19 protein-coding genes are annotated in these 20,359 nt (G+C 53.8%); 7 read left to right on the plus strand and 12 right to left on the minus strand.

Translation table 11 applies throughout. From position 1 onward, the window contains the following. Positions 1–7: 7 nt before the first annotated feature. A complete protein-coding gene (locus F3J38_RS19285) occupies positions 8–1,474 on the minus strand; it encodes a hypothetical protein (protein WP_167141036.1) in 1,467 nt (488 codons plus the stop codon). Between the two features lie 182 nt (positions 1,475–1,656). On the opposite strand from F3J38_RS19285, the gene F3J38_RS19290 reads away from it, so the two are divergent. Then, positions 1,657–3,108: an aminotransferase-like domain-containing protein gene (locus F3J38_RS19290; RefSeq protein ID WP_167141037.1), complete on the plus strand. Its 1,452-nt coding sequence runs from the start codon at positions 1,657–1,659 to the stop codon at positions 3,106–3,108. Positions 3,109–3,251: 143 nt separating this feature from the next. Further along, the gene (locus tag F3J38_RS19295; RefSeq protein ID WP_084932900.1) at positions 3,252–3,467 is read left to right on the plus strand and encodes a hypothetical protein; all 216 of its coding nucleotides are present in this window, start codon (positions 3,252–3,254) and stop codon (positions 3,465–3,467) included. 50 nt (positions 3,468–3,517) lie between these two features. Here the strand turns inward: F3J38_RS19295 and F3J38_RS19300 are convergent, their stop codons facing one another. The 9 genes from F3J38_RS19300 to F3J38_RS19340 form a co-directional block, all read right to left on the minus strand. Beyond that, entirely contained in the window at positions 3,518–4,759 is a 1,242-nt protein-coding gene (locus F3J38_RS19300) for a valine--pyruvate transaminase (RefSeq protein WP_167141039.1), read from the minus strand. A gap of 79 nt (positions 4,760–4,838) precedes the next feature. Beyond that, entirely contained in the window at positions 4,839–5,813 is a 975-nt protein-coding gene (gene ghrB, locus F3J38_RS19305; protein ID WP_167141041.1) for a glyoxylate/hydroxypyruvate reductase GhrB, read from the minus strand. Between the two features lie 66 nt (positions 5,814–5,879). After that, positions 5,880–7,160, minus strand: a complete 1,281-nt coding sequence (locus F3J38_RS19310) for an MFS transporter (protein ID WP_167141043.1) — start codon at positions 7,158–7,160, stop codon at positions 5,880–5,882. 183 nt (positions 7,161–7,343) lie between these two features. After that, positions 7,344–8,282, minus strand: coding sequence for a sugar kinase (locus F3J38_RS19315; protein ID WP_167141045.1), 939 nt, complete (start codon positions 8,280–8,282; stop codon positions 7,344–7,346). Positions 8,283–8,292: 10 nt separating this feature from the next. Further along, positions 8,293–9,042, minus strand: a complete 750-nt coding sequence (locus F3J38_RS19320) for a sugar phosphate isomerase/epimerase family protein (protein ID WP_167141047.1) — start codon at positions 9,040–9,042, stop codon at positions 8,293–8,295. Between the two features lie 147 nt (positions 9,043–9,189). Next, on the minus strand, positions 9,190–10,215 hold the full coding sequence (locus F3J38_RS19325) for a LacI family DNA-binding transcriptional regulator (RefSeq protein WP_167141049.1): 1,026 nt from the start codon (positions 10,213–10,215) through the stop codon (positions 9,190–9,192). A 58-nt stretch (positions 10,216–10,273) separates the two neighbouring features. After that, positions 10,274–11,278, minus strand: coding sequence for a LacI family DNA-binding transcriptional regulator (locus tag F3J38_RS19330; RefSeq protein WP_167141051.1), 1,005 nt, complete (start codon positions 11,276–11,278; stop codon positions 10,274–10,276). A gap of 163 nt (positions 11,279–11,441) precedes the next feature. Further along, entirely contained in the window at positions 11,442–12,104 is a 663-nt protein-coding gene (locus F3J38_RS19335) for an OmpA family lipoprotein (RefSeq protein ID WP_167141053.1), read from the minus strand. Between the two features lie 110 nt (positions 12,105–12,214). Further along, the gene (locus F3J38_RS19340) at positions 12,215–12,775 is read right to left on the minus strand and encodes a DNA-3-methyladenine glycosylase I (protein ID WP_167141055.1); all 561 of its coding nucleotides are present in this window, start codon (positions 12,773–12,775) and stop codon (positions 12,215–12,217) included. Positions 12,776–12,998: 223 nt separating this feature from the next. Here F3J38_RS19340 and F3J38_RS19345 point away from each other — a divergent pair, with 223 nt between their 5' ends. The 4 genes from F3J38_RS19345 (at position 12,999) to F3J38_RS19360 (ending at position 16,210) form a co-directional block, all read left to right on the plus strand. Further along, positions 12,999–13,691 carry an autotransporter gene (locus tag F3J38_RS19345; RefSeq protein ID WP_167141057.1) on the plus strand — a complete coding sequence of 231 codons (693 nt, stop codon included), beginning with the start codon at positions 12,999–13,001 and terminating at the stop codon, positions 13,689–13,691. Positions 13,692–13,783: 92 nt separating this feature from the next. Next, positions 13,784–14,320, plus strand: coding sequence for a primosomal protein DnaT (gene dnaT / locus F3J38_RS19350; RefSeq protein WP_167141059.1), 537 nt, complete (start codon positions 13,784–13,786; stop codon positions 14,318–14,320). Beyond that, entirely contained in the window at positions 14,320–15,060 is a 741-nt protein-coding gene (gene dnaC / locus F3J38_RS19355) for a replicative helicase loader DnaC (protein ID WP_167141061.1), read from the plus strand. The genes dnaT and dnaC overlap by 1 nt, the downstream gene beginning before the upstream one ends. Positions 15,061–15,076: 16 nt before the next feature. After that, positions 15,077–16,210, plus strand: a complete 1,134-nt coding sequence (locus tag F3J38_RS19360; RefSeq protein WP_167141338.1) for an ROK family protein — start codon at positions 15,077–15,079, stop codon at positions 16,208–16,210. A gap of 27 nt (positions 16,211–16,237) precedes the next feature. Here F3J38_RS19360 and F3J38_RS19365 read toward each other — a convergent pair whose 3' ends face one another. Next, positions 16,238–17,701, minus strand: coding sequence for a sugar porter family MFS transporter (locus tag F3J38_RS19365; protein WP_167141063.1), 1,464 nt, complete (start codon positions 17,699–17,701; stop codon positions 16,238–16,240). 403 nt (positions 17,702–18,104) lie between these two features. On the opposite strand from F3J38_RS19365, the gene F3J38_RS19370 reads away from it, so the two are divergent. Beyond that, entirely contained in the window at positions 18,105–19,097 is a 993-nt protein-coding gene (locus F3J38_RS19370) for a LacI family DNA-binding transcriptional regulator (RefSeq protein WP_167141065.1), read from the plus strand. A gap of 131 nt (positions 19,098–19,228) precedes the next feature. Here F3J38_RS19370 and F3J38_RS19375 read toward each other — a convergent pair whose 3' ends face one another. Continuing rightward, positions 19,229–20,269: an acyltransferase family protein gene (locus F3J38_RS19375; RefSeq protein WP_167141067.1), complete on the minus strand. Its 1,041-nt coding sequence runs from the start codon at positions 20,267–20,269 to the stop codon at positions 19,229–19,231. Positions 20,270–20,359: the final 90 nt, after the last annotated feature.

The raw sequence follows: 20,359 nt of genomic DNA on the forward strand, positions 1-20,359 counted from the left end.
TACCGGGTTAGCGCCCGGAGATCACTTCAGTGACGATGTCTTGCAAGGCACCGTTATTGACCTGAATCACGGCCTTATGTGGATCAAAACGCAGTACGCGTGATAGCGCATCGCCACGCGTTCCATCCAGCAGTGAACTGACTTGCGCGCTGCGCCAGCATTGACGCAGCTGCGCGACTGTCAGGCCGGAAAGTTGCTCTAACTGTTGAGCCAGTAGCACGTCATCGCTGTCACCGCGCAGTAGCGCTCGAATCGACTGCTCATCGGGTGCCTCGTTTAACTGTTTTAGCCAGGCGTTAAGCTGATGGCCCTGCGCGATAAACGGCGAGTAGATCATGCACACCAGCTGTGCTTCATTTAGGCCAAACGCCTGCTCGGCAAACTCCGCTGCACGCTGGCGCGCCCTGTCAATTGCGGCATCGTCCTGATAACGCGCAGCCATTTCCGCTATCAGCTGGGGTGGAAAATCTTTCTGCTCCATCAGGCCGAGGGCAAAGCGCACATATTCGCGAATGCCTTCGGCGTAGCTGCGCTGCATCAGCGTCTCCGCACGCAGACCGCGAATATGTGCCATTAACGTCGGGTTGCCACAGTCCGATTCAGAGAAGCTGAACATCAGCTCATCGAAGCGGAAGTGCATGAATTCGGTCAGTAACGCCCAGTGCGCACCGGCTTCATAGGCGGTGTCCTGATAGATATTGAAGAACAGCGGATCACGCTCCAGCTGCCAGGTGATGCGGTGCGCCGGGGTGACCTGATCGGCACCATAAATGTCGGCAAAGTAGCGTTCCGCCACGCCATCCAGCGTTTGCAGGAAACCGCTAAAGCCGCGTGATTTATCGGCCACAGGGGCATTAAACAGGCGGGAGAGATGGCGAGCCCAGGCCAGATAGGCGGTTTGTTCCTGTGGTGAATCACCCGTGATGATCACATCAACACCACCCTCAAAGTGGGCAGCCAGGCCAAAGGAGTTGACCATGCTGAGGTTGCAGGCGTTGCAAAAGGTCGATCGCGCATCCGCCCGGAAGCGGTGACCATTCATCAGCACATCGTTGCGATTTTGTTGGCGCACGCTGTCGGGCATCGGCAGGTGGCGATCGAAGTGGCGGATTTGCAGGCCGTCGGTCACCAGGCATTCGGTAAAGTCATCGTTGTGAATCTGCAAAGCGCGGTACACGCGATCAATATTCTCCATCACACTGCTGTTCATCGCCGCGTGGCGGTTGGTACTGATGCGCAGTTGGAAGGTGCTGCCGTGCTGCTGCCAAATCAGCCCCTGGATGTAGCGTACATACGCCACCATATAGCTGCTGTCTTTGCCACCGCCATAAGCGAGCAGGACACGGTTGTTCGCAGGGTTTTCGCTGTCGGGTAGGGCGGCCAGTAAACGTTGAGAACAGCGTTGAGCAGAATCGATAATTGCAGGGGTGAGATAGCCTTCAATTTCTCTCATCATGGTGGACAGATTATTCATTTTTCACTTCATCCTTTGGCTAATAAAATCGCAGCTGCCTTGCTGGCGGCAACTGTCGGGAAAATGGGCCACGAAGGTGCAACGGAATGAATGTCTGAGGCTGAATTAACTGATGCAGCCTAAAGTACTTTGAATGTAATCTGATGGATACGCACAGATCAGCACGATATGGGGTGGAACAGATGACGGATGGAACGCGTGAACAGGAGAGTCAGAGTAGTCGCTACCGTCAGATCGCAGAGCAGATAAAACAAGCGATTCACAGCGGATCGCTGCCGCCCGATAGCCGTTTACCTTCGGTGCGCACGCTGGCGACGCAGTACAGTGTCAGTATGACCACTGCGCTGAAAACATTACGCACGCTGGAGGATGAGCACTATGCCGTGGCGCGTCCCAAGTCCGGTTTTTTTGTCGCGTCGCGTCAGATAGAGAAGGTGTTACCCGCCACGATCAATAGCGAGCAGCCGCGTGAAGTGGCGCCGCTGGATGAGCAAACAGAACTGCATTTGGCGATGCTCGGTTCCGATTGTCGAGTGCGGCTGGATCTGGCGAACGGTGATATCTCGCTTTATCCGGTCAAGAAAATTGGCCTGTTGATGCGCCAGATGGGTTACAGCAAACCGGCGCTGCTGGGTAACACCGTGAAAGGTACGGGCTATGCGCCGCTCAAAGCTGAGATTGCACGCCGTGCGGTGGATTATGGCTGCAATATCAGCGCTGATGACATCCTGATCACCAACGGCTGTATTGAAGCGATTTCACTCGCACTGCGGGCGACCACGCGTCCCGGTGATATCGTAGCAGTGGAATCGCCCTGCTACTTCGTGCTGCTACAGATGCTGCATAACCTCAACCTGCGCGTGATTGAAGTGGAAGCTGGGCCAGAGGGCTACGTCAACGTCACCAAACTCACCGCCCTGTTCCAACGCAAAGCCGTGCAGGCTTACCTCACCATCAACAACATCAACAATCCGCTGGGAAAAAGCATTCCCAACGAGCAGAAGGCGTACATTGCACGTCAAGCGGATGAGAACGATGTGGTGATCATTGAGGACGATATCTTTGGTGATACGGCGTTTGGCGATCGCCGGCCCTTCCCGATGCGCGCGTTCAGCCCGAATGCCATTCTGTGCAGTGGTTTTTCGAAAACGGTAGCGCCCGGCATCCGCATTGGCTGGGTGCACAGCAGCAATTACATGCGCAAAATCGCCTCGCTGAAATACACCACCAGCATGGGTACGTCGGTGTTGTCGCAGGCAGCCATTGCCGAACTGCTGCGCAGCGGCGGTTACGATGCGCATCTACGCAAATTGCGTCGTGAGCTCAAGAATCAGATCCACCATATGCGCCAGGCGGTGTTGCGCTATTTCCCGGCGGGCACGCGTGTGTCTGAGCCAGAAGGTGGTTACGTGCTGTGGGTGGAGATGCCAATGCAGGCATTGAACGTGCGCGCACTGTTTCTGAAGGCGCGTAACGCGGGAATTGGCATCGCGCCGGGGCATATCTTTGCTACCGATCACCGCTACGATCACTGTTTCCGCTTGAATGCCGGTTTTGGCTGGAATGCGGAAGTGGAGGAAGCGATAAAACAGCTGGCGCAGTGGTGTCAATTATCGTTAGTGGCGAATAAATAGCGATTATTTGGAAGCGGTTCACAAAGTTAAATAAATGTCGGCGGTTCATCTTATTATTCGCTACCAGTTACTGGAATCGCTAATTTATTCTTGTTTGGCTTGGTTTATTATTAGATCTATGGAATAGATGAAAAGGATAAGTAATGAAGATTTTTGGAAAGGATATCCCTACACGTGGAATCATTATTAGCGCATTGTGGATTTGGACTTTTTTTGCTCTGTCGCATGAATCATCGCCCTATGTTCCGGTGAATAATCCCGGCTGGAAAGGGGTTGTGGCATGGCTATTCATGTTGATCGGAGCCTATGCTTTTTATTCAAGCCTGTTCCGCTTTTACGACTGGTACAATAATAAATAATCAATTAACGCCTCCGAACCTTATTCGAGAGGCGTTATTAAAAGATCGGTTTAGCCAATCTTCTCCAGCTCTTCCGCCAATATCTGCACCGCGCGTTCAATCTGCTCCGCATCCGGTACATAGTTCATGCGCATGCACTGATGCGTATGCGGCGATTCCTGTTCCAGGCCGGGGAAGAAGAAGTGGCCCGGCACCATCAGTACACCGCGCGCTTTCAGACGTTGATAAAGTGCTTCAGTGCTGATTGGCAGGTCACGGAACCACAGCCAGAGGAAAATCGCGCCTTCGGGTTTATGAATCAGACAGCGGTCTTCTGGCAGATAGCGGCGCAGAATCGCAATCGTCTCGCTCACCTTGGCCTGATAGAACGGTTTGATCACCTCTTCCGACAGACGCAGCAAATCGCCGCGTACAATCATTTCGGTCGCGATGGCGGGCCCAATACTGCCTGGCGCTAAGCTAATAATCCCATTCATGTTGCCAATGGCACTGATGGTGTTCTCATCGGCGACGATAATGCCGCAACGTGCACCAGGCAGGCCGAGTTTCGACAAACTCATGCACAAGATGGTGTTTGGGTTCCACAGTGGACGCGCTTCGCTAAAGATAATGCCAGGGAAGGGAACACCGTAGGCGTTGTCGATCAACAGAGGCACGCCATGTTGCTGTGCCAGTGCATCCAGCTGCATCAACTCATCATCGGTGATCACGTTACCGGTGGGGTTGGTGGGGCGTGACACGCAAATCAGACCCACATCGTCATTCAGCGGCAGGTGATCAAAATCAACGTGATACTTGAACTGGCCTTCAGGCAACAGCTCAATGTTCGGCTTGGCAGAAACGAACAGATCCTCTTCTAACCCTGCATCCGCGTAGCCAAGATATTCCGGCGCTAAGGGGAACAGCACGCGCTTTTTACTGCCATCCGCGCGGCGACCGGCGAACAGGTTAAACAGATAGAAGAACGCACTCTGGCTACCATTGGTGAGCGCAATGTTCTGTGCGGAGACTGGCCAGCCCAACTCTTCACGCAGCATCTTCGCCAGCGCATCCAGCAGCAGCGCTTTGCCACGCGGACCGTCATAATTACACAGCGCTTCGCTCAGTTTGCCGTCCTGATGCATCTGCAGCAGTAACTGGTTGAAGTAGTCATTGATGGCCGGGATCTGCGCCGGGTTTCCGCCACCCAGCATAATGGTACCTGGCGTGCGCAGGCCTTCACCCATGTCTTCCATCAGACGTGAGATGCCGGAGTGTTGAGTAAATTTGTCGCCGAACTGAGAAAAGGACATAAGAAGTTAAAACATTGTGAGCAGGGGGAGACCACCATAGCGCCCACCGGGGGCAGGCGCAATGGTTAAAGCAGCAAGCTTACGCCTGAATCTGCGGGTTAACGCAGTTTTTTTCCACCTTACCGCTCAATGCAGCGATCAGGTTATCCACTGCATCACGCGCCATACCGTAGCGAGTTTCATGGGTCGCTGAACCGATGTGCGGCAGGGCGACCACGTTTGGCAGCGTGAGGATTTCTGCCTCGGCGGGGACTGGCTCCACTTCAAACACGTCCAGACCGGCAGCATGGATGGTGCCGTCTTTCAGTGCGGCGGTCAGCGCCTCTTGATCGACCACGGGACCACGGCCAGCATTAATCAGAATCGCGCTGGACTTCATCATCTTGAGCTGTGCTGCACCAATCATATGGTGCGTCTGCTCGGTCAGCGGCAGGCTGATACACACAAAGTCGCTCTCTTTCAGCAGGGTTTCCACATCGCAGGCGCGCGCGCCGAAGCGGGTTTCCGCCTCTTCATGTTGGCGACGTGCGTTATAGAGAATATTCATACCGAAACCGAAGTGCGCACGCTGTGCCAGCGCCAGGCCGATGCGACCCATGCCGAGGATACCGAGGGTTTTGTGATGAACATCCACGCCGTAATATTCTGGCCCGATGCTCTTCTTCCACTCGCCCGCCTTAACCCACTTATCCAGCTCGGTAACACGACGCGCGGTACTCAGTACCAGCGACATCATGGTGTCAGCAACGGTTTCAGTCAGAACCGTCGGCGTGTGCATCAGCAGCACTTTGCGCTGATTGAGCGCATCAACGTCAAAGTTGTCGTAGCCTACTGACACGGTGGAACAGACACGCAGTGCTGGCATGGCAGCCAGCAGATCGCCATTCACTTTGCCACCCGAACCCAACAGACCCTGTGCTTCAGCAAACTGTGCCGCATGCTGTTTAATGGTTTCTGGCGCAATGTTTTGCACTTCAGTGACGGTAAAATGGGCATCCAGTTTAGCGCGCAGATCATCTGGCAGGCTCTTATACAGAATCACAGCAGGTTTCATCTTTTGCTCCCTGTAGAACGTGTGACGGGCGACCAGAGCCGCCCGGAAATGTCATTTTTTACGCTTTCAGGCGTGCTTCGCCCCATGAATCGGTGATGTCTTATTCTCCGCTGGCTTGACGATTAACGTCAGCCACACCGACACCAGCAACGCGGCCCCCATGAAAATGTAGGAGGCGGCAGGGCTGCCGGTTGCGCCATTAAGATAGCCTACAATCCACGATCCGATGAAGGAACCGAGTGCGCCCATGCTGTTGATCAACGCCATGGCACCGCCCGCAACATTGCGCGGCAGCATTTCAGTAATCAGGGCGAAAAACGGACCGTAAGGCGCATACATCGCACCCCCCGCAATCACCAGCAGTGCATAGGATAGCCAGAAGTTGCTGGACCCGACCAAGTACGATCCGAGAAACGCTAACGCGCCAATCAGCAGCAACGGCCAGACGAACAACTTACGGTTCTGCGTTTTATCGGAGGCCCAGGAGACGACAATCATCGCGATGGTCGCGACCAGGTAGGGCACCGCTGAAAGCCAACCCGCTTCCACCATACCCATCTGCGTACCGTTTCGCAAAATCGAAGGCAGCCACAGCACAAATCCGTAAACGCCAATGCTCCAGGCAAAATATTGCATGCACAGAATGATCACGTTGCGATTGCGGAAGGCTTCGCCATAGTTACGTACCGCTTTGATCCCTTCCTGTTCCTTCTGCAACTGGGCCTGCAGGGCGGATTTCTCTTCGTCGCTCATCCATTTGGCCTGCGCAGGCTTATCCTGTACCAGGAACCACCAGGCCACCGCCCAAATCACGGCTGGAATGCCCTCGAAGATGAACATCTCTCGCCAGCCGAAGGCGTTGATCAAATAGCCCGACACCACCGACATCCACAGCACCGTCACCGGATTGCCAAGGATCAGGAAAGTATTGGCGCGTGAACGCTCGGACTTGGTGAACCAGTTGCTGATGTAAATCAGCATCGCGGGCATGACGGCGGCTTCTACCACACCGAGCACAAAACGTATGGCGGCCAGCATCGGGATATTGCTCACCACGCCCGTTAACGAGGCACAGCCGCCCCATAAAATCAGGCACCAGAAAATCAGCTTCTTCACGCTGCGGCGTTCGGCATACACCGCACCGGGGATTTGGAAGAAGAAATAGCCAAGGAAGAACAGGGCACCCAGCAGCGATGACATGCCTTTGGTGATGCCGAGATCGTCATTAATCCCTGCGGCAGAGGCGAAGCTAAAGTTCGCCCGGTCCAGATACGCCAGACTGTAGGTGATAAACACGATGGGCATGATAAACCACCAGCGTTTTGGCGCGATTGTCTGCGATTTCATGGGTGACTCCTCTGTTTTGAGGTGGGCACATTCAATGGATGCGCCTCGAAATAATCTGTTGGTAGAGACAGCTGTATGACATTGATTTGGCACCGTAGCGGCACGAGTTATCGCGCATAGATCAGGCGCACAGTGCCGTCTGACACGTGCAATACCTCGCGCTGCTACGATGTGGTGTAACGATTAATAATCACCAAGCGCAGCGCGCGTTGGCAGCCCTTCACTGTCGCCCGCGACCTGTATCGCCAGCGAACCGATTTTGTTGCCACGCAGAATCGCCTGCGGCAACGATTTTCCTTCCAGCAGTGCGCTGATCAGCCCAACCGCAAAGCCATCACCCGCGCCGACGGTATCCACCACATTATCCACTCGAATCGGTGCGACCTGGCCCTTTTCGCCCTCGGCGGTTTTGTACCAGGCACCGTTGCAGCCGGTTTTGATCACCACTGCGCGCACGCCTTTATCCAGATAGAAGTCCGCGATGGCTTCCGGCTGATGATAGCCGGTCAGGATAAAGCCCTCTTTCTCACCCGGTAGCACCCAATCTGCGTATTCTGCCAGTAAATTCAGCTGCTTACGCATCTCCGCTTCGCTACGCCACAGCACTGGGCGCAGGTTAGGATCAAAGGAGATGGTTTTACCGCGCACGCGCATCTCTTTTGCAGCGTGCTGGGTCAACGCCAGCGAGCTGTCAGAGATCGCAGCCGCGACACCACTCAGATGCAGATGGCGCGCGTTGCCGAAGTAATCGGCGTTGAAATCGTCAGGCGAAAGGTGGCTGGCGGCAGAGCCTTGACGGAAATATTCCACTTCAGGATCTGAACCGTCATCCACGCGTGACTTAAGCTGAAAACCGGTGCGGTAGCGTGCATCGGTGGTGACGCAGTGATGGTCGACATGCTCCTTCGCCAGCTGTTGTAGGGTGAAACGACCAAAGCTGTCATCGCCCACCCGGCTAACCCAACCCACCTGTAAGCCGAGTCGTGCCAGGCCAATCGCCACATTGAGTTCCGCACCCGCAATACGTTTTACGAAATGCTCTGCCGACGCGAGATCGCCAGCCTGCTGTGCGATGAACATTGCCATCGCTTCGCCAATGGTCACGACATCCAGCTGCTTCATAATAGAGTCCTTAAAGCGCACGCAGCACATCAACATAGTGGCGTGTTACCGCCAGCAGATCCGCACCTTCCAGCGGAAATTCAATGCCACGCGGCGCATCTTTCGGCAGGGCGCTGAGCAACGCACGCCAGCTGCCATCGGTCTCATCCAGCGCAATAGCGCGGAAGGTCTCGCCATGCGGCACGGCCGCCTTAACATGAATGTAGCTGACGTAACGGCTGAGCTGAGCGGCAGCCTGCAGCGCGTCTTCTCCCGTCCACTGCCAGTTGCCCATGTCGAACGTCATGTCCAGCGGCAAGGCCGCATCACAGGCGCGGTGGAAGAAGTTCAGCATCGGTGCCAGCTTGCTGTCGGGCTTTTGATCGTTTTCAACCACCAGTGTCACGGGCGATGCGCTGAGCATCTCGGCCAGTTGGCGATCGGAGAGATCAACGAAATGGCCAAGGGCGATTTTCAAACGTTTTGCGCCAATCTGCTCCGCTTCCAACAGGAATTGCGCCAGGCGCGGATTGAGCGCGCCATCTGCCAGCCATAATGCTTCTGGCACGGAGTAGCTGGCGCTGAGCTGCTGCTGCGCAATGGCTTTATTTAGTGTATGTAACCTGAGCAAATCGTCTTCGCTAAACAGTTCACGGCGGATTTCAACGCCATCAGCCCCCGCGGCTTTGATCAGTGGGAGGAGTGCGGTTTGGCCACCTAGCTCGGCAACTTTCTGTGCGCCATAGGCAGCGGCGGTGACGATGATTTCTGGGCTTGCCATTCTTGTTTCTCCTTTTGTCAGGTACGCCAGTTTGCGCACCTACAATCATTCGGTGATGATAAAAACCTAATTGGAACCGGTTCCAAAGAAAAGCCGCAGAATGTGGATTTATGATCCTGCTCACGAAGTGAGCCAGAGAAAGAGGGGTTAGCGCAGCGGCTGGCTGGAGCCGCGCACAATCAATTCACCGGAAAAAACTTGCTCGCTGATCGGTTGTTCATTGCCATCAATGCGGGCAATGACCTGCTCCAACGCCGCATAGCCAATTTGCCATGTGGGCTGTTTCAGCGTGGTGATGCCTACGCCTGCTAATGCTGCCCACTCCAGCTCATCAAACCCCAGCAGGCCAATGGTTTCTCCCCAGTGCAGGTCGAGTCGCTGCAAAGCCCGGGCGACTTGCAACGTCAGTGCGCCGTTGGCGGCCATCACTGCGCAGTGCTTGTCACTATGGCGCTGCTGGAACTCGCGCAGGATTTTTTCCAATTGCTCTGGCTGGTGCAGGGGGATTTCGGCATTTTCCGCCACCACGTTTGCACGTGTTTTGCTGGTGTCATAGAAAGCGCCAAGGCGTTCACGACGGGTGTTGACGCTACCCAAAGGTTCACTGAGGAACAGCAGGGCTTCGTAGCCATTATCCAGCAGGTGCTGCGTGGCAATTCGTGAGGCTTCCGGGTTATTCAGCCCCACCACATCGCAGGCGAAGTCGGGGATTTTACGGTCAATCAGTACCATTGGCAGCATCGACTGTTGTAAGCGCTTGAGCACCTCTTCGTGCATACCAACCGCATTCACCACAATTCCCTCGACCTGATAACTGCTGAGCAGTTGCAGATAATATTGCTCACGGTCGACTTCGTTATTGGTGTTACACATCAGCAAGGTAAAACCCTGCGCGCGGCAGGCCGCTTCAATACCGCTCAACACATCGACGGAATAAGGATTGGTGATATCAGCAATAATCAGGCCGATCAGGCGTGTGCGCCCGCGTTTCAGACCGCGCGCCATCTGGCTGGGACGATAATCGAGATCGGCGATGGCCTGTTCAATGCGGGCTTTAAGATCGGGCGAGAGCAGGTTTACTTCGCCATTAAGATAGCGGGAAACGCTGGTTTTACCGGTTTTTGCCGTGCGGGCAACGTCACTGATTGTGGCTCGTGGCGGCCTGGTTTTCATTGCGTACACCTGAATAATTGAATCAGGCGAAGACTATCACAGCGCGAGCGTCACGCAATCATTGTGCATCAGAAGTGAGGCGTAGTGTCGGTTGCCACAGTGTTTGTAGCGTATCAAGGGGCGCTCCCTCCAGCAGTTGCAGCACCATCTCTGCCACGCACTCGCCAATGCGCTGTTGTGATAGTTGCAGAATGGCATTGACCGGATCTTCAATAATGGTGTCGTGCGGCAAGCCATCATAAACATAAAGCGGGATTGCGTGCGGACCGCTCAAGCGTCCGGCCTGCTGAAGCGCAATCGCCGCGCCTTCCCCCAGTGGCGCACAATCGGTCACGATCGCCTGCGGTGCGATATCCTGTGCCAGCCATAACTGAGTTTGCTGATAGCCAGAACGTCGTGTCATCGGCAATGCGGCCAACATGGTGGGGGCAATCGAAGGAGAGTGCTGCATGAGCGCGTCGACGAACCCTTGACGCCTGTCGAGGATGTAGGTGCAAGGCTCATCGCCACCGAGATAAGCAACACGCGTCAACCCTTGTTGCAGGCAGTGTTCAGCGGCTAACAGAGTTCCTGCATAGTTGTCGTAGTCAAACCAAGCATAGGGCTGCGGTAACTGACTGCGACCGAGCGTAAGAAAGCGAAACCCCTTCTGCTGCAAGCGTTCCAGACGGGCATCATGTGGCATGGTGTGGGTGAGAATCAGCGCATCAAGCGCGCCGCTGCGCAGCATACGCATCAATGTTCGATGCTGGTCCTGCGGTTTGTCCGGCAATATAACCAAGTCGATTTCATGTTGAGCGAGGCGGAGATCAAGCGTCTGCAGCATCTCGCTGTAGTAGCTATCGTTTAGGGAAGCCGTACTGACGGGAAAAACCAGGCCAATGGTATTCGCGCGCCCCGTCTTCAAACGCCGCGCGGCGTCATTAGGGCGATACCCGCGTAAAGTGGCCTCATCTTCTATGCGCTTACGTGTTGCAGCAGCAACATCATCATAACCATTTAGCGCACGACTCACGGTGGTGACAGAGAGGCCGAGGGCGGCGGCAATGGCTTTAAGCGACATGATGTTAACTTCCATTGATCAATTTTTGATCACGCTAGCATAAAGTATTCTTCGGCTCTATCGGTTGCCCTTTAATGAGCGATTTCTCGTCCAAATAGTGTCAAAAATGGCGTAAAAAAGCGCTGAAAAGCCGATCTGCAGAGGCAGACCGGCAATCAACGGGTTAGCTCAACGGGCTCAGCGTAATCTCTACGCGACGGTTTTGTGCTTTACCCGCCTCGGTGGTGTTGCTGGCAATCGGATTGTCCGGTCCCATGCCCTGAGTGCGCAGGCGGTTTTGCGCCACGCCTTGCAGGATCAGGCCGCTGGCCACGCTTTCCGCACGTTGCTGCGACAGGCGCATATTCAGTGCGCGCGTACCGGTGCTGTCGGTGAAGCCCACCACATTCACGGCGGTTTTCGGGTACTCTTTAAGCACCATCGCCACGCCGGTCAGCGTGTTGGCGCCTGCCGGTTTCAGGTTGCTGCTATTGGAGTCGAACGTCACATTATTCGGCATATTCAGCACGATATTGTCGCCCTGGCGCGTCACGCTGACGCCAGTACCGCGCATTTTGTCGCGCAGTTTTGCTTCCTGTACATCCATGTAATAGCCCACGCCACCACCCAGTGCAGCACCTGATGCGGCGCCAATTAGCGCACCCTTACCGCGATCTTTTTTCGATGATGACAACATGCCGACGCCGGCACCCAGCACCGCGCCCAGGCCAGCACCAATACCGGATTTACCCGCTTGCGATTCGCCGGTGTAAGGATTGGTGGTACAACCCGACAGCGCGACGCTGCCACTCACTAACAAGGCCAGCGCTAAAACACGCTTATTCATTGGAAATCCCTCACAATTTTTTACGGGGAAAATGCCCCAAAACGGCACCATTATGCCGTTCAATAATGGGGAAATGCGTGAGGGTGAGTCTTAAAGTGTAAAGAATTGCTTTAAAGATTATCGGGATGACAGAAACAGCTGGTTTGATGATCGTTAATCAGGCCGCAGGCCTGCAAAAATGAGTGGCATGTTGTCGGGCCGACGAATTTAAAACCACGCTTCTTCAATGCCTTCGACAGCGCGATAGCGGGCTCAGAGGTGGTCGGTGCTTCTTTGTAATCGGCATAACGATGCAAAATCGGCTGATTATCGACAAATGACCAGATAAAGCGCGAAAAGTCCTCGCCTTCGGCTTCCAGCGCTAACATCGCGCGGGCGTTATGGATGATGGCCTCCAGCTTGCCGCGATGGCGAATAATCCCGCTGTCCTGCAGCAGGCGTTGCAGGTCAGCTTCATCCATCAGCGCGACGGCATCGGGATCAAATTCATGGAAAGCGCGGCGATAGTTTTCTCGTTTCTTCAATACGGTAATCCACGATAACCCGGCCTGTTGCCCCTCAAGGCACAGCATCTCAAATAAGGCACGCTTATCGGTTTGCGGTACGCCCCACTCGTTATCGTGGTACGCCAGATAGAGCGGATCCTGTGTTACCCAGCCACAACGTTGCATTGCATCACTCCCTTAGCATGAGGAAAAAACAGTTAATCCCTTGACGTAGAGCAGAATAGATTAATAGTTAATCAATGGGTGCCGATAATATACCTGTCATTCTTTGTGCTGCAGCTGCGTGTGCTCGCCTCGGTCACTGAGAGGACTCAGCGTACAGCGCAAATGATTTAGGGTAGACATAACCTTAACGCCCAATCCCTTTCTGGCTCGTCAGGAGTCTTTCATGTTGCAGAAAAGTCAGCGGACAGGCCAGCACATTCTCATGCTGGCTTTTGGCGGTTTTTGGCTGTTGTTTATGGCCATGCCCGCTAGCGCCTGGGGCCAGGCCAGCGGCGATAATGTGGCAGATTACAACGCGATACTGGCTGAAAAAATATCCAGCAATCGCCTGATGCTGACAGAAGATCGTGATATTAGCCTGATGGATGCAGCGCTCAACTCACCCGATGAGGGTGTCATGGTGCTACACAATGAAACGGCCAGCGTGGGGAATGCCCCGTTCGCCAACCGTTATTCGGCAGGTTGGCAGATGCCGATGAGCGAGACGCTGCGTACGGGGCCGGTGGCGCAGTTTGCCGTGGATGATTCGATGATGAGCTGCCCCAAGTGCGAATTTGTTGATGGTAATAACGCCGGTCATATTGCCTCGCTGGGTTGGCGGGTTGATTCCACGCTTGGCTGGATTTCGCCTTGGGCACAGGTTAGCTATAGTCATCAATTGAATTACGATAGCCCTGCCGCCACGCGGGATCGCCCGGAAGAGATCAACCATGAAAGCCGCTGGATGGATGTGAGCGTAGGCGCCAACGTACCCATAGGGCAAAATATGGCGGCCTTTGCCTCCTTTTCCCAAACTGGAGCCGTTATCAGCGGAGAACAATTTATCTATAGTCTCGGCGTCAGCGCCAGCTTCTAATTCCTGCGCGATCCGCCGCATTAAAAAAGGTACACTGACCGCTTAGCGCCTAACCTATCGGCGCTCCGGGTTGGTCAACGTCAGGTTTCTTCATGTCAGTTAAAATCTTATCTTCAACGCTGGTGGGGCTGGATGGCTTTTGCCAGGATCCGCTTGCCGTGTTGCAGCAGGCCGATAACGGCGTGCTGGCGGTTTTGCACAACAATGCGCCGGCATTTTATGCGCTCACGCCACAGCGGCTGGCACAATTGCTGGCGCTGGAAGCGGCCGCGCAGCAACCGAATGATGTCACCTTAGATGACAGCCTGTTCCACAGCGAGGTAGCGCCTATTGCCACGCCGGTCGGGAAATTCGCCATGTATTCCGGTTGGCAGCCGGATAACGATTTTCAGCGTCAGGCCGCCATTTGGGGTGTTGCATTGAGTGAGCCCGTCACCGCCGCCGAGTTAGCCACTTTTGTTGCTTACTGGCAGGCCGAAGGTCGACTGTTCCACCATGTTCAGTGGCAACAGAAACTGGCGCGCAGCGTGCAGATGAACCGCGCGGCCAACGGCGGACAGCCTAAGCGTGATGTGACGCAAGTCAGCAAAACCGATTACGATATTCCCGATGGATTCCGAGGTGAATAATGAAAACGCCCAACGATCTTTTCAGTCGCCTGAAAAAATTTATGCCAGCGGATGTACAGCCGAAATTCAAGAACGGTGAGGAGCTGCTGGCGTGGAATCAGGAGCAGGGCCGTTTACGCTCCGAAGCCATTGTGCGAGAAAACCGTGCCATGAAGATGCAACGCATCATGGGTCGCTCCGGCATTCGTGAATTGCACATGAACTGCTCGTTCGACAACTATCGGGTGGAGAATGATGGCCAACGCAAAGCCCTCGCCTTAGCCCGCGAATATGCCGCCGGTTTTGACAGCAGCATTGCCAGCTTCGTTTTTTCTGGCCGTCCGGGCACGGGTAAAAACCACCTTGCTGCGGCGATTGGCAATGACCTCATTCTTCGTGGCAAAAGCGTACTGATTGTGACCGTGGCTGATTTGATGTCGAGCATGAAAGGCACCTTCAGTGGCGGCAGTGATCTTACCGAAGAGCGCCTGTTGCAGGATCTCAGTCATGTTGATCTGCTGGTGATCGACGAGATCGGCATGCAAAGCGAATCGCGCTATGAAAAGGTGATCATTAACCAGATTGTCGATCGCCGTTCCTCGTCGAAACGGCCGACGGGGATGTTATCGAACCTTGACCCAGCAGGGATGAATGCGCTGCTGGGCGAACGCGTGATGGACCGTATGCGTCTCGGCACCAGTTTGTGGGTGCGCTTCGACTGGGAAAGCTACCGCAGCCGCGTGCGCGGCGATGAGTATTGAGACAGGTGAGCGTGCGATGAAAGCAGCCGGTAAAGGCCCAGCATTACTTCGACTCAACAACCTCAAACGCGTGATGACGCAATTGCGTGCCACTCGTATTACCTCCCGCCAGGATTTGGCGCTCGCGCTCGAACTGAGTAAAAACACCGTTTCCCTGATCGTGGATGATTTACTTGAGCAGGGGCTGATTAACGAACTTGGCCCGGTGAGTGTGGCTGCCGCCGGTCGACCAAAAATTGAAATTACGCTGCGTGCGGAGAAGTTGAAAAGTGCGGGCATCATGGTGGAGCGCAACGCGATTCACTGGCGCGTTTGTGATTACTTCTCACAGGTGATTGCCGAGCAAACCTGGAATACGAACACCGCCGATCCCGCACTGCTGCTGCCGGAGTTGGTGGAAGTGTGCCAGACCTTGCATGCCGCGCATCCCGAGTTGTTAGGTATCGCCGTTGGCTTCCCTGGTATCATCGATCCTCAGCGTGGCTGGGTGCATTTTTCGGCCCATCTTGGCTGGCAGGATGTGGATGTTCTTACGCCACTAAAAAATGCCACCGCGCTGCCGCTGCGTATCATGCACAACGTGAAAGCCGCTGCTTTGCTTTCTGTACAGCAACTCGACCTGAATAAATCGCAAAGCCATTTCTATCTGCGTATTGGTGAAGGTGTCGGGGGGGCGCTGGTGGAACAGGGGGAAGTCCTCGTCGGCAGCAGTTGGACTGCGGGTGAAATTGGTCATATGCAAGTGCAGCCACAGGGTATGCGTTGCAGCTGCGGTCGATTAGGGTGCCTGGAAACACTGGTGAGCAAGCCGGCTGTTCAACAGCAACTGGGCCAACGTAAATCTGGGCTGCGCTGGCAAAACGCTGCCAGTGAACCGCAGATCGTCAATGAGGTGATGACGTCAACCGGACAGCATTTGGGTTCTGCACTCAGCCCGCTGATGCAGCTCGTGAATCCCGCCAGCATCATCATTGATGGGCCGTGGAATAGCCATCCTGCGTTTGTACAGGCTGTGCAACAGACCGCCCAAGCCAGCACCTTAGCCTTTACCTTCACGCATACTCAGCTGCATTTTCTGCCGCAGCGTATCGATCCCGCCAACGGTTTGGCGCTGGCGGTCGTCGAGCAATATGAGCGTGCTATCGCGTAGGGCGAACCCTACGCAATAGTCACACTGTCAATGCCTTGGAATATCAAATGACTCGCTAGCCTTCGTACTGGTGGTGCTCTGCGGCAACTCCGCTTCAACGTTAAACTTCTCCAGCACCAGACCGTGGATTTTCTCCAGTGACACACCTGCGGTTTCCGGCAGATAACGGAAGGTAAAGAAGTACATCCCCAGTGAGAAAATCGCGAACAACAGCAGTGGGAAGCCACCGTGGAACAGATCCAGTAGCAGGGCGCTGCTGTTCATGATCGGGAAGGTGCTGCTGATCACGAAGTTCGCCAGTGACATCGCACAGATTGAGATCCCAACACAAATCGAACGAATCTCCGTCGGGAAAATCTCGCCCAGTACCGTCCAGACGATCTGGCCCCAGGTCATGCCGAAGAAAATCATGTAAGCAAACAGCCCCACCACCGCCAGCATGCCCGGAAGATGATAGAAGAAGGCAATAAACGAATACGCCAGGCAAACGCAGGAGGTGATGGCACCCAGTAAGAGCAGCTTACGACGCCCCACTTTATCGATCAGCACCATGCCTGCCAGCACACCGATGAACTGACAAATAGAGAGCCAGAAGGTTTGTAGCAGCGCGGAATCCGTACTGCCCGCCACGTTCTTTAGCAATGTAGGACCGAAATACTGAATTACGTTGATGCCGCTGATTTGGTTGCCCACGGCCAAACCAATACCGATGACCAACAGCGGGATCGTGGTTTTATCCAGACGCAGACGTGACTTATGTTGCTGCGCAATTTTGTCTGAGAACGAATGTTTAATTTCATTGAACACGCTCTCGGCATGCTCACGGTTGGAGATTTTGGTCAGCGTATCCAGCGCTTCATCGTATTTACCCTTCAGCACGTTCCAACGCGGTGATTCCGGGATAAAGGCGATGAAGAAGATGAAGAGTGCGCACGGCACCAGTGCAGTAGCCAGAATGTAACGCCAGCCCATATTAATCATCACATCGGGGAGCGTTGATTTGGTGATGAAGTAGTTGGTCAGCAATACCACAGATTGCCCGCCGACGCAGCACACCGCATAAAGTGCTGTGGTACGACCGCGAAACTTCGACGGTGAAAGCTCAGCCAGGTAAATCGGTGAAATCACCGATGCCAAGCCAATCGCCAACCCACCAATAATGCGAAAAATCACAAACACCGTGAAATTATGCGCGATAGCAGTACCAATTACTGACACGGTAAACAGTAGGGCAGTGATAGCGAGGGATTTTTTACGTCCTAGTTTGTCACTGAGACGCGGAGCAACAAAGCAGCCGACTAAGCTGCCCAGCAGGATGTTCGAGACGGCCCAGCCGGTTTCAGCGGGCGACAGTTGGAAATACTCACTTAAGGGTTCGATTGCACCGGAAATGATAGAGGAGTCATATCCCATCAACAGCCCGCCAAAAGCCGCGACGGTACAGCAGAGAATGACATACTTCATGTTATAGCGATTTTGCCTGGTATCCATTGTTATAGCCCCTTGTCTCTACGGCCTGAACGCTACGTGTTCAGAAAGAGGAGTGGTGTAGGTTATCGATGTTCAGCGTTATTCACTCAAGGTCATCACATTGGAATATATGTTCTAAATGATGGTTTTTGGATCATTTTTTCCAAGAAGTGTGAGGGAGGTTGCGAAAATTGCGGTTAACGATAACAAAGCCAGGGCCATATTTGGCTGAAAATAGGGGTTTTTTATCATTTTCTATTTAGTTGATGTCGCGATTCTTGTTTTTATTTTTATTAGTATGAAATTTTTATTCTGATAATTGACAATTGCTTATCGCTCTGAGGAATGTTGCCTGCTCGTTTCATTTTTTAGTCGGCTAAGGGCATAATACGTTGATTGACAGGCCATCTTTGCGGACGTCGCAATGAAAACGCAGCGCATCACTCTGGACGATATTGCTACCCTGGCGGGGGTCACCAAAATGACGGTGAGCCGCTATCTTCGTACCCCGGAAAAGGTCAAAACGGAAACGGCGGAGAAAATCGCCAGTGTGATTGCCGAAATCGGTTATGTCCCCGATCCCGCAAACGCCGCAACGGCGAAGCAGAGTCAGCCGCGCATAGGTGTGCTCATTCCCTCATTCAACAACCAAATCTTTGCAGATTTACTGGCCGGTATCGAATCCGTCACCAGTGCGCAGGGCTATCAGACGCTGGTGGTCAACTATGACTACAATGCGCAGCGCGAAGAGGAACAGATTGCCACCGTACTCGCCTTCAATATCAAAGGGCTGATTCTCACCGAGTCAGTCCACACTGTCCGCGCCGAAAAGTACCTCAATGCCGCTAACATCCCTGTGGCCGAAGTCATGGGGCTGACAGAGGCGAGCGGCCGCATCAACGTCGGGTTTGATAACTATCGCGCAGGCTATGACATGACCTCGATGCTGCTGGCCAGCGGCAAGCAACGCGTCATCTATTTTGGTTCGATGTCCGATCGCCGTGATGAGCAGCGCTATGCGGGCTATCGTGATGCGGTTGAAGCCGCAGGATTCCCGGCGGGGCGCATTGTGCCGAATAAAGTCTCTTCGGTCTCGATTGGCACCGGCATGATGACGCTGGCGCGCCAGCTCTATCCAGAAATGGATGCCATTCTTTGCACGAATGACGATTTGGCAGTAGGCGTCTTACAGGAGTGCCAGGCCGCAGGCATTGCCGTGCCGCAGGCGATGGCGATTGCAGGATTCCACGGGTTGGATATTGGCCAGGCAACCACACCGCGCCTTGCCAGCGTGATCACGCCGCGTTTTGAAATGGGAAAAGTGGCGACGGAGATTGTGCTGAAGAAGATTAACCAGCAGCCCACCATCGAACAGGTTAACCTCCATTACCGGCTCTCAATGGGCGCCACCATCTGAAATACCTTCGCTGCGTATCAGTGCGCACCCTACGAAAACCGCGCGCGATCGTCGTAGGGTGGTTAGGCATGGCAAGCGAAAAGCGCTTAACTGACAAGCTTGGCGCTATTCATGGTGAACGGGTCATTAACTCAGTCGCGTGCGGTGCTGGTCGGCGGTGTAATCGAGGGTTGAGCATGATGCGCGCGTTTCAGGAAACGGCTCTCCAGCACATTCCACGAGGTATAGGCCAGTGCCAGCGTAATCACGATGGTTAATCCCAGTCCCAGGAACGCATTGGCATTAAACACCCCAAAGTGCTGCAGAACCTGAATAATCGGCCAGTGATAGAGATACATGCCGTAAGAGAGATCGCCGTACTGGCTGATTTTGACCTCTTTACACAGGTTGGTGCAGAACAGAATCACCACCGATGAGAAGGCAACCGGCTCGATAATGAAGGAGTAGTCGGTATTCTTGAACAGCAAGAACACCACCAACGACACAATGGTAATCTCTTTAAGGCGATCAAAGGTGGGTTGATGCACCGCCAACAGGCTGCCAAAGAAGAAGAATGAAGAGAGCGAGACAAACTGTTTTGCCAGCGTATCGGCTTTTGGACCGTTATACAGCGACGTGAAATAGAAGAACCAGGCGCAGGAGATAACAAAAATGATACTCCAGACTTTCAGCGGGCTCTTCTTCATCAGTGGAATGACAAACGGCAGCAGGACATAGAGCGTCAGTTCAGCCTTGATTGTCCATAGCGAGCCATCCATCGGCTGATTTGGGTTGCTGGTGAACACACCCGGTAGCGAGGCCTGGATAAAGTTAAGGAATGAGAAGTTGGCGAGCAGATACTTAATGGTCTCTTTATTTTTCAGGAAATCCATCAGCGGCAGCGTGGTAAGACACATGCCGATCACGAAGCAGAGAATCACCACAAATATATAAGCGGGCAAGATACGTTGTGCACGTTTAATAAAATAGGATGTCAGTGATTTACTTCTTAAGTAACTTTTTGCAATAAGGAATCCACTTATTGCAAAAAATCCCCTTACGGCAAAATCACTGTTAAGGAAATGAGACAGGAAACGAATATCGGCGTTTCTTGTTACCTCGGCGGAATGCACCAGCATTACGATAAAGGCGAGAGAGAATCGGACGATGTCAAAATTATTTTTTTCGTTCATATCTACATTCTTTCATTGAGTGGCTTGGCACCAAAAAATTCAGGAATTAAATGGCATTAACCCATTAAGATTATTCCTAACTATTCTGGT

It is taken from the genome of Candidatus Pantoea formicae (assembly GCF_011752625.1).
Classification (GTDB): Bacteria; Pseudomonadota; Gammaproteobacteria; order Enterobacterales; family Enterobacteriaceae; genus Pantoea; species Pantoea formicae.